Source organism: Neobacillus drentensis, from assembly GCF_036962125.1.
Classification (GTDB): domain Bacteria; phylum Bacillota; class Bacilli; order Bacillales; family Cytobacillaceae; genus Neobacillus; species Neobacillus drentensis_B.
Genome location: NZ_JBALOA010000003.1, coordinates 182526 through 200099 on the forward strand (window position 1 = coordinate 182526; position 17574 = coordinate 200099).

Genomic DNA, 17574 nt, shown 5'->3' on the forward strand with positions numbered 1-17574 from the left:
ATTGCTGCCATGAACCATGTGGATTGTGCTGGTGCCATTGTTCCCATGGCATAAATTGAGGTTGTTGTGATTGACCATGTCCGTGAGTCATTAATTTCACCTACTTTTAATAAAGTCTTTATAGCTTATGCATAGCTTATTTTAATGGGTATGTTTCGAGTGAATTTAGGCTGTTTTTGTGAATGCTATTGTAAAATTAAGCAATAAACAAGAAAAAGAACGCACGGTATACGTTCTTTTCCATGTTTAGCGCTTTTTCTTTTTGGACTGATCGACAACAAATTTACTAGCTTTATTTACGACCTCTACAGTAACTTGAACATGGATATTTAGATCATCAATATTCTTAACACTAGCGACTTTTGCTTTCCGGCCTTTAATTCTCAACTCTTCCCCTTCAGTTGGAACACGATTAAGCAGCTGGGTTAATAACACGTTATTGTTTTCGATAAAATGCACAGCAAACATAATGTTCTCACCTGTTTCTTGTGGTATGTGGTACAAAAAAAGCTCATATAAAATATATGAGGCGGGTTAGAAGCAAATTACAAATTTAAAAAAATTGAAAGATGATAAAGGAATGAAGAATAGTCAATCTAGTATTTACTATTAATATATAATTATGGTAAAAATAGGTATAGAATCGCTTACTGAATGAGGGTGAAAAATGGAAAATCAAAATGTGGTTTTAACAAGGCAGTATGATCTGGATTGGATTCGGGTATTAGCTACAATCGGGGTATTCCTATACCATTGCTCCATGTTTTTTAACCCTTTTCCATGGCATGTGAAAAATAATGAGTTAGACTCGAGTAGTATTTTAGTCTTTTCCCTTTTTGTGGGGGCATGGATCATGCCGATTTTTTTTGTGGTTTCTGGAATGAATATGTCATATGGACTTAAAAAACGAAAAACAACCGCTTATCTTAAAGAACGCCTGCTAAGACTAGGAGTCCCGCTAGTCTTTGGAGTATTTATCTTGACCCCACCGCAAATTTTTATCGAACGAAGTGCAAATAACCAGTTTCAAGGTTCATTTCTTGATTTCCTTCCACACTATTTTGATGGAATTTACTTAGATTTTGGCGGGACAGGCAATTTCGCTTTCTTCGGCTTACATTTGTGGTATTTACTTGTATTACTGGTCTTTTCCTTTATTACAGTGCCATTGTTTAGGAAAATTCCGAGCGGAAAAAATATCGGATTGGTCCATTTTTATGTATTACCGCTGCTTCTATTTGGAACTGGGTTTATAAAAACACAAGGGTTAGGCGGCTGGGACCTCGTTTTTTATCTAGTCATCTTACTATATGGTTTTTATTTTTTTTCAAATCCGTCCTTTAAACCGGTACTAAAAAAAACCATCAATATTCACCTTGTACGTGCCGTGATTACTTCAGTCATTTATGTTGTATGGTTTATAAAGGCATATCCACAACCAGGTTCTGTTCAAGAAATCATCTTTTTTGGCGTAAGGACTATTAATTGTTGGAGTTTGTTATTATGCATCTTCTATTTTGCAGATAAATATTTATCCTATTCTAATCGTTTCTTAAAGTACGCAAGCGAAGCGTCGATGCCATTCTATGTGTTGCACCAACCGGTCATAGTATTCTTTGGCTATATAATCCATAATTTATCCTGGTCAATCACTGTGAAACTACTTTTTTTAGTACCGGTTTCTTTCATGATGATAATGTTTTGTTACCATTTTGTTATTCGACGTTTTTACGTGTTAAGATTTTTATTTGGGATGAAAGGGAACAGTCAAGTCCTGACAAAAGATAGGAGGAACTCAGCTTTTCCAGCTGGGAGGTAACGACCTTTGCAGTCATTCGTTGGCAGCTTTTACCTTAACCTTATATCAGTGTATTTTAAGGGGAGAGTAATAGGAGGGATTGCAAGCCCTTTTAAAGGATAAGTTTCATCTGCCATTAGTGGCAGGTGAAACTTTTTATTTATTTGACTATAACTTTTCATCTATGATTCTTACAAAACGTACTAAGGATGAATTGATCTTAATATCCCCTTGGTCATTTTTAACATTAAAAAATTGATTATTATTTATCTTTTCCACTACTTTTTGTTCAACTTCTTCTTTTTCGACATTTACTTCTGTTTTCATTTTTTCAGTAATTGTATGATTATCTAACGTATAGCACACTGTAAATTCCTTCAAAACTAATTTTCCTTTCTGTTTTTAACTATGATTGTGAGTCGAGATCTAGTGACATTATTTCTTCTCGACTTTGACTAATCCATTTCCTAAATCATGCTTTTGAAAATAGCAAATGACTACATCATGCACTTGTATTTGATCACCCGAGCGGATGTTTTTTGTAGAAAAAATTATCTCCGTCCCGTCCTCGCTTGTTCCATAATATTGATTGTTTTTAATTTTACTAATCTTATATTCTATCGTCGTGTATTCAGAAGAACTACTGCTGTTAGTATTCGTATTATTAACAGGTGCAGAGGTATGCCCTTTTACTAAGACTAATGTAATTAATATTGACGAGAGTACTACAAGGATGATTAATCGTTTAAACATATTACCAACCTCCTTCTATGTATTTTAAAAGATGGGGGGAGAAAGTAAATCCTTCTTTCTTCCTTTAGTCTTTGTACCTATGTTTATGTCCAATAAAAAATGTCCAGCGGAGCGAATCCGAAAGACATTTTACTAATGCATCTAAAGATATTTCAAATGCTGATTCCCATAAAAACCTTTCAAAATATAATCTGCATCAGGTACATTCAGCCTGTTAAAACCTAATAAAAACTCTTTATTGTCATACGGTACTTCTCTAAAAGCAACTGAAACTTCACCCATATCTCCAATAGTCAGCACGGCATAGGACGCCAATGGATGATAATTGCAGCCTAGTGAGCTTGGATTGAGATAGAGCCGATCCTTTGTTTTAAAGTGGTGGATCACGTGATGATGTCCAAAACAAACAATATCAGCCTGTGATGTTTGGTATTGCGCATCAAGCTTCGCCTCAGTGGGTTCTTTATCTAAAGGAATAAACTCATTTTGTTCACTTAAATGGTAATGGACAAATAACAATTTTTTGTCATTGTATTCAGCACGTAAAGTAACTGGAATCGCAGTTAAGAACGGAATAAACGCTGGGTCAAGCTGAGCTGCAATCCATTGATGATGAATCCGCTCCTTCCCCTTGCTATATGGCTCTCTACCTGCAATAATATCCAAGATCGCTTCATCATGGTTCCCCATAACAAAAGAAATATCCTCACGTAAACTTAGCAGGCCAAGAACTTCATTGGTTTCATACCCAATCCCGACTAAATCACCCAAACAATAAATATGAGCGATCTGTTCCTCCTGATCAATTTCATCCAATACCGCTTTTACCGCTGAATAATTCCCATGAATATCTGTTATGATTGCTATTTTCTGCTCCATTTTAATACTCCCCGTTTTTCTTCATAGTTTAACAATTTGTATTCAATTAAATACCAATAGAATCTAGGGGGTATTCGCGGCCTTTCTCATCGCTACTTTAAAAATCAATATTTCATTATTTTATTAAGGTGTAGAATTTTTATCTAAACATCAAGCATCGAGTTAAGTAATTTAGGAGTATTTAGGCATAATAAAGAAGGAGAACTTCCGTCAAAAATACCAATTTGTTAATATTCTTAAAGGAGAGTAATATATGAAAGCACCATTAATATTAGGACTCGGTATTACCTTCTTTTTATTGGTTCCACTTGGCATCTACACGAATATATTTCCGTTTTGCGCGATTGGATTAACAGGTGCAGGTTTATCCTTTATTTTATATAGTTTGAAAGTAGAAAACGACTGGAAGGGCTTCAACAAAGTGAAGAAGTTACCCTTTATTGGTACATCAGCCGTCTTGATTTTTCGGTTGAGTTTACTTGGACTTGGGGCTGCTGCCTTATATAATGCCTCGGCGTTCTGGGCGGATTCACCAGTATATTTTAAAAAGAATTACGCGAAACTTGAAGGGATTCCTTCCCAAGTTATCTATGAAAAACCTGCAAAGGGTGAAATGATTAACGGGCCCATTACAGTCATCATTAATAACAAACGCCTAAATATTGCACCAAAGCCCGACTACCCCATCGAAAGAAGTCTCGAAGGACGGCGTTTCCTGATTAACTACCTGCCAAATACCAAATGGGTCATGGATTATAAGATTGAATAAAAAAATAAAAGGCGTAAGCGCCCGTTTAGCTGCGTATGGCCTGGAGCTGGATTCAGAGAAATAATTCAAGTTCTCCAGAATAAATTATTTAAAAAATTTCCTATCAATGAGAAAAAACTAGGATGCACTCTGTTAAGTTTCCTAGTTTTTTCGTTCATTCATTCATTGACTTGTGTTTGGACAACTGCCCGGCTTTTTTCAACGATAAATAATCCACCCATTAAGCCTGCCAAGGAGAAGAGAACCGGAATGATAAAACCATAATGATAGCCAACAAGGACACCAGCTGCGTGAAAATGGTCTAGTACTTTTCCGAAAAGGCTCGGCAATAGGACAGCGCTCAAAAAACCACCCATATTGGCAAAGCCAGAGACCACCCCAACCTCTTTCATATCAAAGAATTTTCGAACAATCGCAAACGTTAACGAACTTGCACCATTACCAAACCCTATAAGAAAGAAAATAAAAGGCATGAGGAAGTAGGGCGGCTTGCCATTAAATAATAAAATCGAAGTCCAGCTGATCACCACCATACAATGAACCACAACATAAGGTACCTTAATAGAGTCAAAGCGACTTGAAACCCAACCAGCTAACGGTGCGCCAATAATGGACCCGAAAAGGCCGATCATAATCAGCTGACTTGCATCGGAACGAGACAAGTCATAGGCATGCATTCCATAAGGAACGGCCCATGAACCAATAAACCCTACATATGTACCAACAGTCCCAAAGTGACAAAAGAATGCGGCCCATGCCTGACGAGTGGAAAAAATCCGTCTTAACAAAATCAGTGTTTTTTCGCGTGGCTTTTTCGCCTTTTTAGAAACAGAGTGGTTCCAGGGCATCGTTTTTGGTTTTTTGATTAGTACAAAATAAAGAAGGACTCCGCAAAGTACTAACAAGATTCCTGTTGTAAAGAAAGGAGGGCGCCAGCCTGAATGCGATATCCAGGCAGAAAAGGGGACAGTTGCGAGCAAAAATCCCAAACTGCCTGCCATACCTGCAATGCCAAGTAATCCGACAAATTCTCTTACCTTAAACCATTGGCTGAGGATTAGGACAAGATTCACCCATATCGCCGCATCCCCTATACCAACCAATAATCTGGCAAAAAGAAACACCACTTCATTCGTGGCAAGGCTATACATTAATGTACCTAAGCCAGTAAGAATTGCACCGCTAACTAGAAAATAATTTGGACCAAATCGATCGGATAATATGCCGACTGGAATTTGTAAACCAGCATACGCGAAAAATTGAATACTTGCCAGTAATCCAATTGTAGAGGCCGTGATGTTGAAATCTTTCATTAATTGATCGGAAATCAATCCAGGTGCGGTTCGCTGACTGACAATTAATAAATAGGTTAATAATACTGACACAAAAACGACCCAACGATACTTGCTATTTTGTTTTTCCAATGAACTCTACTCCTGTTAATTATAATTTTCTCATTATACTATATAAATGTTAATAATGGTGAAATGAGATACTGACTTGGTATCATGTGACTATATTTTGAAAAATTGAATTCCCACTTAAATATCCGGCTATTACTATGGCACTAACTTAAAATGGGAAAGGCTCATTTTATCATGAAAAGGATTTTCCCCCATATACTTAGTTGACACCATTATTAAAGGGGGAATTGGTTCATGAATCAACAAACCTTAATATTGGATCTAGATGACACTTTAGTACACTGTAATAAATATTTTGTAGAATCTAGGAACAGATTTGCCAATGTGATGAAAAAATGGTTTAAATCAGTATCAAAGCAGGAAATTCTCCAAAAACAATCAGAAATTGATATAAAAGGTGTGGAAAAAAAAGGGTTGCATTCTTCCTTATATACGCAATCCTTAGTGGACACCTATCGTTTTTTTTGCGATATGTTCGGTAGAAAAATGAGGGGTTCAGAGATCAATCAAGTGGAACAAATTGGCCAAAGCGTTTTTCAAAGAAAGGTAAAACCATTTCCATGTATGTATGAAATCCTAGATACCTTACAAGCGGAAGGACATGAACTAGCTTTATTTACGGGTGGTGATGAAGCAAACCAACGGAGAAAAATTACTCAATTACATTTAAAGGATTATTTCCAAGATAGAGTCTTTATCTTTGAACACAAAAACACTAATGCACTCCAGCAGGTTTTAACGAAAATGAATGCCGATAAAAAGAATACGTGGATGATTGGGAATTCACTTAAAACGGATATCAAGCCCGCATTAGAATTGGGGATCAATGCTATCCATATCCCAGCAGACATCGAGTGGAGTTATAATATCGTCGATATTGAGATTGAACCGAGCGGGACGTATGCCCAACTGAAATCTTTAGTGCATTTACCGGATTATATAAGGGAGCAGGCATATTATCGTGCAATAAATACAAAACGGAATTTGGTGAAAGCGATACATGCAAAGGAATGGATCCATTTAAAGGATAAGGTGCAAGCATAACCTATTGGTAAAGTTGAGCGGTTTCCACAAAGGAGACCGCTTAATATTTTTTCAATTAGTAGGTTTCTTAGAATAGTAGTTAGGGCTTATATAGAGTATAATTAACTTATATATTGTAGTAAGGAGATACCTATATGAGCATAAAACCCAAAAAGTATAATTTCTTTCAACGTATTGGACGTGCTTTTAAGTTTAATATAACTAAACTACTGCGATCTCCTGGTGGAGCTAAAAAAGTATCCTTAGGATTTGCACTTGGCTTAGGCCTGGAAATGCTGGTTCTGTCAACAGGATCTCTTATTTATATATTATTTGTACCAATTGTCCGTTTAGCAAAAGGGTCTCTGCCTGCCTCCATTATTGGAAACGTCATTGGAAAGCTAACGCTGCTGCCGGTAATTTTGTTACCTTTTGCAAAAAGTCTTGGGAAATTTCTCTTTCCGATGAAAGTTCATTTCGGACATCATTCTTCATTTTCTTTTCAAAAGTTAATTCATGGTGATTTTCATAGCCTTGTCAGTGTCCTACATGGAGGAATCCATACGTTGATTGGAATGTCCATTTTCGGGTTGATCCTTGGGGTTTGTTCATATTTTATTGTGTATCATTTTTATGAAAAGGAAAAAGCGAAAAGGCTTAAAAAAAGACGGAATAAACGGGAACTGCCTCTTAATTCAATCAAGCAAAATTATGTATAAACGGCTGAGATAAGAAAGCGCCTACACATGGGGCGTAAAAAACACCTCTTCAGATTCATTTGATAAATGAATGTGGAAGGTGTTTTTTTGAATTTTCAGCGAAAAATTGTCTATATTAATTCTTTCCATTATGATTGAATCATGGAACATACAGATCAAACTGGAGGAAAAAAGTGTGAAGGTTAATAAAGGATTAAAGCGATTCGGACTATTCCTAGTAATTTTACTTGTATTTATGTTTTTTAATAATAGTTCTCTTTTAACGAAGGAACGGAAGGGAGAGCCGTTCTTGCTTGCCCACCGTGGGCTTGGTCAAACGTTTACGATGGAAGGAATTAAGTGGGATACATGTACGGCAGAGCGAATTTATGAACCGGAGCATCCCTATTTAGAAAATACATTATCATCGATGGAAGCAGCTTTTGCTGATGGGGCCGATTTGGTCGAATTAGATATTAAACCAACGAAGGATGGTAAATTTGCCGTCTTTCATGATGGGACGTTGGACTGCCGGACAAATGTGAAGGGTTCAACCAAAGACTATACCATGGCAGAATTGAAAAAGGTGGATATCGGTTATGGTTACACCTCGGATCATGGTAAAACCTTTCCATTCCGTGGTAAGGGAGTAGGCTTAATGCCTTCCTTAGAAGATGTAATGAAGCAATTCCCTGATCAACCCTTTTTGATTCATATCAAAAATGCTGATCCAAAAGAGGGAACAATGCTTGCCCAATTTCTATCAAAGCTTTCGGAAAAACGCCTGAATCAGCTAACAATATACGGTGATGATGGACCGATAGCAACCTTAAAAGCGCAACTTCCCGAACTGCGCGTGATGTCGATGGCTACACTAAAAAGCTGTTTGATTCCTTATTTGGGTATGGGCTGGACTGGCTATATGCCATCAGCATGTGAGAACACACAATTACATATTCCTGAGAAATATGCCGGATTGTTGTGGGGGTGGCCGAATAAATTCTTAAATCGTATGGATCAGGTGGACACAAGAGTAATTGTTGTCGCAGGTGATGGCGGATGGTCCGAAGGCTTTGATTCTGCTGCAGATCTAAAACGCTTGCCAGCTAACTTTACAGGCGGTATTTGGACTAATCGGATCGATAGGATTGCACCGTTGGTTAAGGAGAAAGAGAAAAGATGACTTGATGGTAATAAATGAAGAATAGCTGCTGGAGAATCTCCAGCAGCCTTTTCTTCATTATCTAAACATACGGTTAACAGAATTTGTAAAGTCGTTCCACAGACCATCTCTGTTCGTGCCGGTACGAATATTATTTGAAAAATTGGTCATTTGACCAAAAGTGTCCGTGTCATAAGAAATATAAACATTGTCAATGTTACGGTCAGCTGCACGTACTTTTCTGGTTATTCTTTGGTCGAGTGAAGAAGTACGGACCGTACCAAGTGTGGGTGTTCTAGATCCATTCGTCCCTGCAAGGTTTGCATTGGAGGGATTTCCAGTATTAGCGTGCAAATTAGTTGAGCCATTTGTCCCGGTGGTTCCGGAATTGTAGCCATTTCCATAAGTTGCATTCATATTTGGACCCGTCCCAGTAGTACCATTCCGGGCACGATTCCCATTTTGATTAGTATCCAATCGTACTGCAACATAGGCATCATTATTTCGAATGATGACGTGTGCTTGGTCGACTTCATTTAGGCTTTCTACGTTCCTAATAGCACGAGAAGATACACGTAAGTTTTGATCGGAAACATTTCTTACATTCAAGTCATTATTGGTGTTGTTACGAACATTTCTTACATCAACACCATTATTGGTATTGTTGCGAACATTGTTACCTAAGTTATTGTGGTTTACACCATTTTTATTGTTATCTGCACAGCCAGTTAACCCCAATAAACTAGTTGCTAAAACAAAAGTTACCCAACTTTTTTTTACCACGTAATTCACTCCCTTAAAGATGTCTTACAAACTTATCGTCACCTTAATAAGGGATTCTATTCGAGCATAAATGCAGGTAATTTTTGAAAAGGAATTGATGAATCATTTTACATTATGTAGATGAAGGGTTATCTTGCCGTTAAAAGGTATGATGCCCACGGAGGCGAAAAAAACAAGTTAGTGGTAACCATACGATGGTTATGATGCCCGTGGAGGCGAAAGAAATGATGGTAAGATAAAAAGGTTCTTATCTTACCATAAAATGTTTTGCACCCATGTTCTGTCTAAATAACCGTTTCCCCAAGTAACAGGACCTTTAACTGTTCTTTAGGAAGCTGTTGTTTTTCCCATTCGCAAAGTAAGCGATTCAGAGCTTCGGGTCCTGTGTCATCTGCTAAACGATAGGTACCGTAGTGCATTGGCACGAAGTATTTTGCTTTTAATTCAGTGTACGCTTTTACACTGTCTTCTGGTGATATATGGGCGGGAGCCATGAACCATTCGGGTTCAAACGCTCCAATCGGCATAAACACTGTATCAATGGTCTTAAAACGCTCAGCAATTTGCTTAAACCCTCTAAAATAGCCAGTATCACCAACAAAATAAAGCGTTTCTGCGGTTGTTTGAAATATCCAGCCGCCCCAATGAGAGGTGTTCATATCCTTTAGCGACCTTCTTGTCCAATGCTGGGCAGGGACAAAGTGAAAGGAAATTCCTCCGAGCTCCACACTTTCCCACCAATTCAGTTCCTGTACCTTCTGATACCCTTTCTTGTTAAACAGGGATTTCATCCCAGCTGGGACAAAAAATTGAGGATTCCCCTTTAATCCTTTTAGGGTAGGGAAGTCCAAATGGTCATAATGCCCGTGAGAGATAACTACGACATCAATCTCTGGTAACTCTGCTAATGAGATGCCAGGTTCAGTCAGTCTTTTTTCCATTCCCATCCGCTTCGCCCAGACAGGGTCTGTGAGGATATTAATGCCATTGATCTGAATCAAAAAGGTGGAGTGTCCAATCCAAGTATAGGAAGTTTTGCTGCGATTTTCCCTTATTTCACTAACTTTCTTCGATGGACATTGGTCAATATTAATCGATAAATCCTTCACTTTCTTCCTGCGTTCTCTTTGCCACTTCCGCAAGTCCTTAAAGGTTTTGCTGCTTTTTACGTTATCTAAATTGGAATAAATTTTCATGTTTTCTCACCCTGCTATACCAATGTATTTTGTTTATACCGATCTTAAACACTTTTCTTTATGTACTTAACAATTGGAATCAATATATTTAACAATTCTTTCGCAAATTTCATGAGTAAGCAGGGAATCCTCAATGGATGGGTCAGGGGATTTATTATTTTGAACACAGTCAATGAAGTGATCTAAAATTTGATAAAAGCCGCGTTTATACAGGGTTGGCTCCCAATCCCCGAATTTAGAAATTCGTATTTCTTTATTATGGAAGTGGGTCGTTTCAACCAAACTGTTGACTACGTATTTATCGTGACCAGCCATATATTCAATAATTTCCTCTGTTACACCGCCGTTCCGGTTCATTACCCCAATCGCGGTACAGCGATCGCCAATCAACTGAATGATCAAATGATCAAGCTTTTCCCCAGTTCTTAAGTACTCAACCTTTACATCAGTAACTTGTGTATCCATCAAAAATCTAAGTGTATCCACGACATGGATAAAGTCCTCGACGACAAACCTTCTAATAAAATCTGGTGCAGCAAATCGATTCTTTTGCATGATAATCAAACTGGCTTTCCCGTGTTCCTTAAGCTCTTTTACTTTGGGGATGAATCTCCTATTAAAGCCCACCATCGCGATCAATCCGTTTTCATTGGCAAGGTTTACAATTCGTTCCGTCTCATGAAGATTCATGGAAATCGGCTTGTCGATATAGATGTTAATCCCACTTTTAAGTAACTTTTCAGCTGTTTCAAAATGTGCCTCAGTTGCTGTACTGATAATTGCAGCATTGATTCCTTTTAGAATCAGTTCCTCTACCGTCTGCACCGTTTCCTCAATACGATATTTCCTCGATAACTGTTGTAAGGTTTCTAAATTTCGTGTGCAGAGTACCAACTCTATATTTTCATTTTCAGCAAGGACAGGTAAGTATGCTTTTTTAGCAATATCACCTAATCCAATGACTCCAATTCTCATTCAGATCCTCCTGATTTTTAGGCGTTTACATTGGCTAAGTAATTCTCATTTAGGTAAAGGATATCATGGATTATGTTTTTTTGAAAAATTTTACTTACAATGGTATTTTTATCATTTCAATAATGAATATGAGTGATATCCGGAGTCCAATTAATTTAATCCACGGGTTCTAAAACAGAATCTTTTTGGAAAGCTGAGGAAATAATAACCTTTAACCTTACTTTCGAAAATAAATGGCAGGGGAGAGCACGATAAATGGAGAAAAAAAGCAAAGGGTTGTCTGCGTGGCAGCTCACGATGATGGCTTTAGGAAGTGTAATTGGGGGTTCTTTCTTTTTAGGTTCATCCGTTGCTATTCATGCAGCAGGGCCCTCAATTTTAATATCCTATATTTTAGCAGGTGGATTGGTATATTTAATCCTTTATGCCTTATCTGAAATGACAGTTGGCAACCCTACGGCAGGTTCTTTTAGTACATTTGCATCTCAAGAACTTGGTGAAGGCACGGGTTTTGTTGTGGGTTGGCTCTATTGGACAGGCACTGTTCTTTCCATGTCGAGTGAAGCCACTGCTATTTCGATTTTAATTCGCGAGTGGGTACCTAATATATCAATCGGAATAGTGGGCAGTGCGATTATAATAGGTGTTACGCTCCTTAACTTATTAGGTGCTGATAAGGTTGGTAAGCTGGCAAGTGGACTTTCTGGTGTAAAAATATTTGCGATTATTTTTTTCATCGTGACCGCCATTGCGCTCATTTTTGGAGCCCTGCCAGGAACCCCGGCCGTGGGTGCGGGAGAGTTAAGAACAGAGCCAATTATGCCTGGCGGAATAAAGGGGATTGCAGGAAGTATGCTCCTCGTTATTTTTGCTTACGCAGGTTTTGAAATTATCGGTCTCGCCGCTACTGAGGCAGAAAATCCTAGAGATACCATTCCTAAAGCAATTCGTTATACGGTATTTTCTCTGGTTGGATTGTATATCCTTTATGCTGCCGTTCTCATGCCGCTGATTCCGACAGCATCATTGGATGAAAGTGTCAGTCCGATGGTGGCCTCACTCGAAAGATGGGGGATTGGCTGGGCTGGGAAAGCGATTAATATTGTGCTAATTTCCGCAATCCTCTCGGCAATGTTATCATGTATATTCGGTCTAGGGAGAATGATTAGATCTCTTAATGATGAAGGACATGCGCCCAATTGGCTAAAAGATAAGAAAGATGTTCCCTATCGAGGGATATTATTTTCCGGATTTGCGATGCTGGTGGGCTTAGGTTTTGGCCTTTTGTTTCCTAGAGTTTACCTAGTGTTAATTACTACCGGCGGGTTTGCATTAATATTTACTTATGCTGTAATCATGGCCAGTCATATCCGGTTTCGCAAAAGAAGTGGCTGTCCTCCTGAAGGGATTTGTCAAATGCGCGGGTTTCCGTACACTTCCTGGATTGCCTTAATAAGCATGGTGGTCGTTTTGATGAGTATGCCGTTAATTCCTGGCCAGGGAGTAGGGCTGGTCGCTGGAATCGTGATGGTGGTAGTCTATTCCTTGATTTATTATGTCATGAGACTATACTCCCAATCCAAAGCTAAGAATACCACCAAAAGAGGTACTCCTATGATGAAAAAATATCCTAGCCTACTAACTGAATTCTCGGCAGAAATGAACGGTGAAGTTGATAGACTAGAGAAGAGTTCTAATAATAATTACCTGCAAGAATTACAGTGGCTGCAAAACAGCAGTAAATTAAATAAAAAAAGTAATGAAGAAATGTTTGAGGAAGACGAGCGTGATAGAGAAGGTTATGATGGATGAAGATGGGTGCGATGCTTCAAAAATGAAGCATCGCATTTGATTTATCATAGAGATCTTTCGTTTAGTGATTGTCGATATTTGTTGACCGAAATCATTTTATTGAATCCACTTCATTTGATAGAATCAGTTTTGTGTTGTGACTTTTTAAAACTGATTGTTTGAAGGGTGATAAGTTTTGAAAATGAAGGGTAGAATCGGTGCATCTTCTATTGTCTTGATTATTAAATTACTTTATTTAATCCATTATTATCTTAGAGATGGATATCTAAGCTGGATGGAGTATTTGGGGTTGCCAATTATCCTTTTGGTAGCATGGTGGTGTGGGAAACAATATGATATTGCCAAGTTTTATTCAGAGAAAGATACATTAACGGGAATATATAATAGAAGATTTGTGGAAGCATTCGTATCAAGTATGTTTACCAAACAAAATCATAAAAACTTTACTATTCTTCTCCTCGATGTAAATGATTTTAAAATGATTAACGATTTATTTGGTCATAAGGTCGGAGATCAATATTTAAAGGCGATCGCACATCAACTAGAGAAAAGTATAAGGGACAAGGATTTGGTAGCTCGTTGGGGTGGGGACGAATTTTTGATTATTTCTCAGGGAGTAAAGAGGAAAGAATGTTTGGCTGAAATGATGGAAGAAATACATAAAAATCTCATAAGTGTATCACCTAATGAGTTAGAAATATCTGTTTCTATCGGAGCAGCTTTCTATCCAAATGAAGGAAAATCGTTTGATGATCTATTAAAATTAGCTGATAAAAATATGTATTCAATTAAGTCTCTTAAAAAACAAAGGAACTATACCAAACACCAAACGGCTTATTAGGATCGAGCTGTATGTTCATAATATGTTTACTTTTAGCCAGATGGATTTGAATATTTATATGTTATTCTTAATTTACTATTTTAATAGAATAACTTGTGAATCCATGGAGGTCATTAAATGAGCTGCGGTTGTACAACTAATTTAAAAGATGGAAAAGATATTGTTGATCATGTTAAAAGTAAAGGAAAAGAAAACTTTGCTTCAGCAGTTGCGCACGAAATTAGCTGTGAGTGTGGAGAAACCTTCACATTTGAAACAGTGATCATGAATTGTCCAAAGTGTGAAATGACCTATGCAGTAACTCCTTGCGGGTCGGCCGATATGAACAATATAAAGATGGCAGGTATAAAATACGCCTAATTACATAATTTGCCTGAGAATAGTCCTTCACTTACGAGATGAAGGACTTTTTTTGTCCAACAAATGATTAGTTTTAAATATTTAATTATTTTTATATATTATTAGATTATTATTATGGTAAAATTTTGATATTAATCTATAAGGTGGGATTCCTTTTGAAGGCCTCTTTCAAGTGTTTACTAGCTTTTTTTCTACTATTATCATCTTTTGTTCCTGTTTTACGGGATCATACGGTCCAAGCAGCAGAAACATCAACTATTAACCTAAGTTTTACACCAAACGATTCAGCGATTGACCCTGCTAGACCTATTATTTATATGACGAAGTTAGGTAGTAAAACGCTATATGCCGCTAATTATACTACTGGAGAATTAAGGACGTTAACCTTGCCTTTTCCAGCTGAAAGATTAGATGTAAACAAAAATAAGCTTTATGTAACCCAGCTGAAAATGAGCCATACCTCTTATGGTTCAGAGCCATATTCTGGTGCTATTGCCGAGGTGGATACAGAAACCTTCACCCTCAGTAACACCATGGATATTAATACAGATCCATTCGATATAGCAGTTGACAACAATGGCTATATTTATATTGCGCCGGGTTCAGGCCAATGGGATAACTTAAGAGTTTATTCCATGAAAGATAAAAATGAGATTACACAAACAACTGCAAAGACAACGATGTATCAAAAAACAAATATATTTTTCAATGAGGAAAACTCTAAACTATACGCGATTGATACAACATCGATCCCTAGCGATATTGAGGCTTATGAAATTAATAATGGTGTCATCAATAATCACTATGATGCTCCTTTTCATTCTGGTCATGGAGTAGGTGCAACAGGCAAGTTTTCTCCTGATGGGATGAGCTTTTATAATAGTGCAGGCAATGTGTTCGATTTGGCGGTCTATCAATCAGGGGATATGACATATCACTTCAGTTTTGGAAAAAGTTATAATGATTTTGAATTCAGCCAGCAAAATCAGCTCACATATGCAGCCAGTGCAACAAGCGGAATTGACGTGTACCAGTATGGAGGCAATAAATTTTTATATTCCTTACGAAAAGATCTGAATGTTCAAAAGCTGCAATTCCAAGCTGGGATGTTAATTACGATTAATAAAGATAGCAAGGGTAATAATTTTATAGAAACGATTCCTGCTGATTCATTACCATCTACTGGCTTGCCAACGACTCCTGGAATTCCTGACCCAGTTGGAACAATCGAAAACCTCGGTTTTAAACCGAATGATATCGTGATCGATCCGTCCAAGCCGGTTATTTATATGACAAGGTTGGGGAGTAAGACGATCTATGCAGCTAATTTTTCGACGGGTGATATCCAAGCGTTAGCCTTGCCTTATCCTGCCGAGAGGTTAGAACTTTATAATAATCATCTCTATGTAACCCAACAAAAGATGGCCCATGAATACTACACAAATACTCCTTTGAGCGGTGCAATCGCGGAGGTCGATACTGAAACTTTTAAAGCAACGAAAATCATTGATGTGGATACAGATCCGTTTGATATCGCCATTGATAAAGATGGCTTTGTGTATATTGCCCCAGGTTCAAACCAATGGGTGGAAATGAAGGTGTACTCGCTTGCAAATGGCGGAGAAGTTACGAATTCCTATGCATCTAATATAAGGTTTAAGTCTTATCTCTCTTACAATCCTGAAACCTCAAAAGTTTACTCAATCTCTACTGATACTAGTCCAAGAGATGTGGATGGTTATGAAGTCGATAAAGGTATCATCAAGAGTCATTATGATTCTCCTTACCACGGGGACTATCCGTTAGAACCTTTTGCAAGGCTAACCCCTGATGGGACAAGCATGGTTAATAATAGCGGAGTCGTGTTTGATTTGGCTATGTTTAAATCAGGTGATATGAGTTATTCCTTCACTTTAGGGAAGGCGTATAATGATTATGCGTTTAGCTTAGAGGACGATAAAACTTTCGCTGCTAGAAAAGACCACGGAATTGATGTATACCAATATCAGACGAATAAGTATTTATATACAATTAGTAAGGACTTAATCGTGGAAAATCTTCTTTTTCAAAATGGAAAAATAATAGCGGTTGGAAAAAACGATAGTGGTAAGTATTTTGTGAAGACGATTGATGCTGCAACCACAAGTAATGAAGATCCTTCCGGGACGGAGCCAAGCGAACCTGGAAGTCCACCATCAACTAGTTCGCTTGAACTACTAACAAGTGAATACTTAGCTTGGGATGGTGAGGATTATACAACTGCTAATTTAACGAATGGTGTGCAAAATGTACCGTTAAATAATTATTTTATGTTCTCTTTCAACCAATTCATAGATCTCGATGATACTAAAATTGACTTAACTGGTCCTGATGGGAAGGCGAATATCGAGAGTGAAGTGGAGGAGGATTATCTTTACATTTATGCCGGGAATTTAAAGGGACTTTCCTCGTATACCTTAACGATTAAAAAGGAAGCTATCACTGGTGAAACAGGGCAACATTTAGATAAAGATATTGTTATTCAATTCAGTACGGCATCTAACTGGGAAGAATATAACGGGCATTGGTACTATTATGATCCTTCCATTGATGATTATGTTACCGGATGGCATGTTATTTCTGGATCTAAATATTATTTTAATAGTGATGGGGAAATGCAAACGGGTTGGCAAATTATTGCTGGTGTCTATTATTACTTCAACGATAAGGGAGTCATGCAGACCGGTTTTCAAACTCTTAATGGACTAAAATTCTATTTTAATGAAATGGGTAAAATGCAAACCGGCTGGCAAACGATAGAAGGAAAAAAATATTACTTTTTGAACATGGGCCCAGTACTGACTGGCTGGTATAATTTAGACGGTTCTAAATATTATTTTGATAATCAAGGCATTATGCAAACCGGCTGGCAATCTTATAATGGATTTAAATACTACCTAAATGAAAATGGACAAACCCAAACTGGATGGCAATCAATTGGCGGTCAAAGATATTACTTTAGCGAAAATGGAGAAGTACAGATTGGTTGGAAAACAATTGAGGAAAAAACGTATTATTTTGACTCGAATGGAATTTTATTGACAGGCTGGCAAACGATAAGC

16 protein-coding genes and 1 pseudogene are annotated in these 17574 nt (G+C 37.6%); 9 read left to right on the forward strand and 8 right to left on the reverse strand.

The genetic code is table 11. The features are described 5' to 3' along the window. Positions 1-246: 246 nt before the first annotated feature. A complete protein-coding gene (locus V7121_RS02925) occupies positions 247-468 on the reverse strand; it encodes a hypothetical protein (RefSeq protein WP_335499269.1) in 222 nt (73 codons plus the stop codon). Positions 469-667: 199 nt separating this feature from the next. Here V7121_RS02925 and V7121_RS02930 point away from each other — a divergent pair, with 199 nt between their 5' ends. Beyond that, a complete protein-coding gene (locus V7121_RS02930) occupies positions 668-1819 on the forward strand; it encodes an acyltransferase family protein (RefSeq protein ID WP_335499268.1) in 1152 nt (383 codons plus the stop codon). A 147-nt stretch (positions 1820-1966) separates the two neighbouring features. Here the strand turns inward: V7121_RS02930 and V7121_RS02935 are convergent, their stop codons facing one another. The 3 genes from V7121_RS02935 to V7121_RS02945 form a co-directional block, all read right to left on the reverse strand. Continuing rightward, positions 1967-2164, reverse strand: coding sequence for a hypothetical protein (locus V7121_RS02935; protein ID WP_335499266.1), 198 nt, complete (start codon positions 2162-2164; stop codon positions 1967-1969). 69 nt (positions 2165-2233) lie between these two features. After that, positions 2234-2551, reverse strand: coding sequence for a hypothetical protein (locus tag V7121_RS02940; RefSeq protein WP_335499265.1), 318 nt, complete (start codon positions 2549-2551; stop codon positions 2234-2236). Between the two features lie 141 nt (positions 2552-2692). Continuing rightward, positions 2693-3430, reverse strand: a complete 738-nt coding sequence (locus V7121_RS02945) for a metallophosphoesterase family protein (RefSeq protein WP_335499263.1) — start codon at positions 3428-3430, stop codon at positions 2693-2695. 253 nt (positions 3431-3683) lie between these two features. Between V7121_RS02945 and V7121_RS02950 the strand changes: the two genes are divergently transcribed. Beyond that, positions 3684-4199 carry a hypothetical protein gene (locus V7121_RS02950; RefSeq protein WP_335499261.1) on the forward strand — a complete coding sequence of 172 codons (516 nt, stop codon included), beginning with the start codon at positions 3684-3686 and terminating at the stop codon, positions 4197-4199. Positions 4200-4357: 158 nt separating this feature from the next. On the opposite strand, the gene V7121_RS02955 is transcribed toward V7121_RS02950, so the two are convergent. Continuing rightward, entirely contained in the window at positions 4358-5623 is a 1266-nt protein-coding gene (locus tag V7121_RS02955) for an MFS transporter (RefSeq protein ID WP_335499259.1), read from the reverse strand. 234 nt (positions 5624-5857) lie between these two features. Here V7121_RS02955 and V7121_RS02960 point away from each other — a divergent pair, with 234 nt between their 5' ends. The 3 genes from V7121_RS02960 (at position 5858) to V7121_RS02970 (ending at position 8527) form a co-directional block, all read left to right on the forward strand. Next, entirely contained in the window at positions 5858-6667 is an 810-nt protein-coding gene (locus tag V7121_RS02960; protein WP_335545634.1) for an HAD family hydrolase, read from the forward strand. A 134-nt stretch (positions 6668-6801) separates the two neighbouring features. Beyond that, the gene (locus V7121_RS02965; RefSeq protein ID WP_335503628.1) at positions 6802-7365 is read left to right on the forward strand and encodes a DUF2062 domain-containing protein; all 564 of its coding nucleotides are present in this window, start codon (positions 6802-6804) and stop codon (positions 7363-7365) included. 235 nt (positions 7366-7600) lie between these two features. After that, positions 7601-8527 carry a glycerophosphodiester phosphodiesterase family protein gene (locus V7121_RS02970; protein ID WP_335545743.1) on the forward strand — a complete coding sequence of 309 codons (927 nt, stop codon included), beginning with the start codon at positions 7601-7603 and terminating at the stop codon, positions 8525-8527. 57 nt (positions 8528-8584) lie between these two features. Here V7121_RS02970 and V7121_RS02975 read toward each other — a convergent pair whose 3' ends face one another. From V7121_RS02975 to V7121_RS02985, 3 genes are all read right to left on the reverse strand, one after another. Next, on the reverse strand, positions 8585-9289 hold the full coding sequence (locus V7121_RS02975; RefSeq protein WP_335545636.1) for a YhcN/YlaJ family sporulation lipoprotein: 705 nt from the start codon (positions 9287-9289) through the stop codon (positions 8585-8587). Positions 9290-9573: 284 nt separating this feature from the next. Next, on the reverse strand, positions 9574-10485 hold the full coding sequence (locus V7121_RS02980) for an MBL fold metallo-hydrolase (protein ID WP_335545638.1): 912 nt from the start codon (positions 10483-10485) through the stop codon (positions 9574-9576). 66 nt (positions 10486-10551) lie between these two features. Continuing rightward, a complete protein-coding gene (locus V7121_RS02985) occupies positions 10552-11460 on the reverse strand; it encodes a Gfo/Idh/MocA family protein (RefSeq protein ID WP_335503620.1) in 909 nt (302 codons plus the stop codon). A gap of 255 nt (positions 11461-11715) precedes the next feature. Between V7121_RS02985 and V7121_RS02990 the strand changes: the two genes are divergently transcribed. From V7121_RS02990 to V7121_RS03005, 4 genes and pseudogenes are all read left to right on the forward strand, one after another. Beyond that, positions 11716-13272, forward strand: a complete 1557-nt coding sequence (locus tag V7121_RS02990; protein WP_335545640.1) for an amino acid permease — start codon at positions 11716-11718, stop codon at positions 13270-13272. Positions 13273-13453: 181 nt separating this feature from the next. After that, positions 13454-14113, forward strand: a complete 660-nt coding sequence (locus tag V7121_RS02995) for a diguanylate cyclase (RefSeq protein ID WP_335545745.1) — start codon at positions 13454-13456, stop codon at positions 14111-14113. Positions 14114-14230: 117 nt separating this feature from the next. Then, positions 14231-14473, forward strand: a complete 243-nt coding sequence (locus V7121_RS03000) for a hypothetical protein (RefSeq protein WP_335503616.1) — start codon at positions 14231-14233, stop codon at positions 14471-14473. A 155-nt stretch (positions 14474-14628) separates the two neighbouring features. Next, positions 14629-17574: pseudogene (locus V7121_RS03005) on the forward strand (hypothetical protein); the annotation flags it as partial.

What these genes read in the sequence shown, in the direction of transcription:
- V7121_RS02925 (WP_335499269.1), bottom strand. Translation starts at nt 468, where the DNA reads ATGTTTGCTGTGCATTTTATCGAAAACAATAACGTGTTATTAACCCAG.
- V7121_RS02930 (WP_335499268.1), top strand. Translation starts at nt 668, where the DNA reads ATGGAAAATCAAAATGTGGTTTTAACAAGGCAGTATGATCTGGATTGG.
- V7121_RS02940 (WP_335499265.1), bottom strand. Translation starts at nt 2,551, where the DNA reads ATGTTTAAACGATTAATCATCCTTGTAGTACTCTCGTCAATATTAATT.
- V7121_RS02945 (WP_335499263.1), bottom strand. Translation starts at nt 3,430, where the DNA reads ATGGAGCAGAAAATAGCAATCATAACAGATATTCATGGGAATTATTCA.
- V7121_RS02950 (WP_335499261.1), top strand. Translation starts at nt 3,684, where the DNA reads ATGAAAGCACCATTAATATTAGGACTCGGTATTACCTTCTTTTTATTG.
- V7121_RS02960 (WP_335545634.1), top strand. Translation starts at nt 5,858, where the DNA reads ATGAATCAACAAACCTTAATATTGGATCTAGATGACACTTTAGTACAC.
- V7121_RS02965 (WP_335503628.1), top strand. Translation starts at nt 6,802, where the DNA reads ATGAGCATAAAACCCAAAAAGTATAATTTCTTTCAACGTATTGGACGT.
- V7121_RS02970 (WP_335545743.1), top strand. Translation starts at nt 7,601, where the DNA reads ATGTTTTTTAATAATAGTTCTCTTTTAACGAAGGAACGGAAGGGAGAG.
- V7121_RS02980 (WP_335545638.1), bottom strand. Translation starts at nt 10,485, where the DNA reads ATGAAAATTTATTCCAATTTAGATAACGTAAAAAGCAGCAAAACCTTT.
- V7121_RS02985 (WP_335503620.1), bottom strand. Translation starts at nt 11,460, where the DNA reads ATGAGAATTGGAGTCATTGGATTAGGTGATATTGCTAAAAAAGCATAC.
- V7121_RS02990 (WP_335545640.1), top strand. Translation starts at nt 11,716, where the DNA reads ATGGAGAAAAAAAGCAAAGGGTTGTCTGCGTGGCAGCTCACGATGATG.
- V7121_RS02995 (WP_335545745.1), top strand. Translation starts at nt 13,454, where the DNA reads ATGAAGGGTAGAATCGGTGCATCTTCTATTGTCTTGATTATTAAATTA.
- V7121_RS03000 (WP_335503616.1), top strand. Translation starts at nt 14,231, where the DNA reads ATGAGCTGCGGTTGTACAACTAATTTAAAAGATGGAAAAGATATTGTT.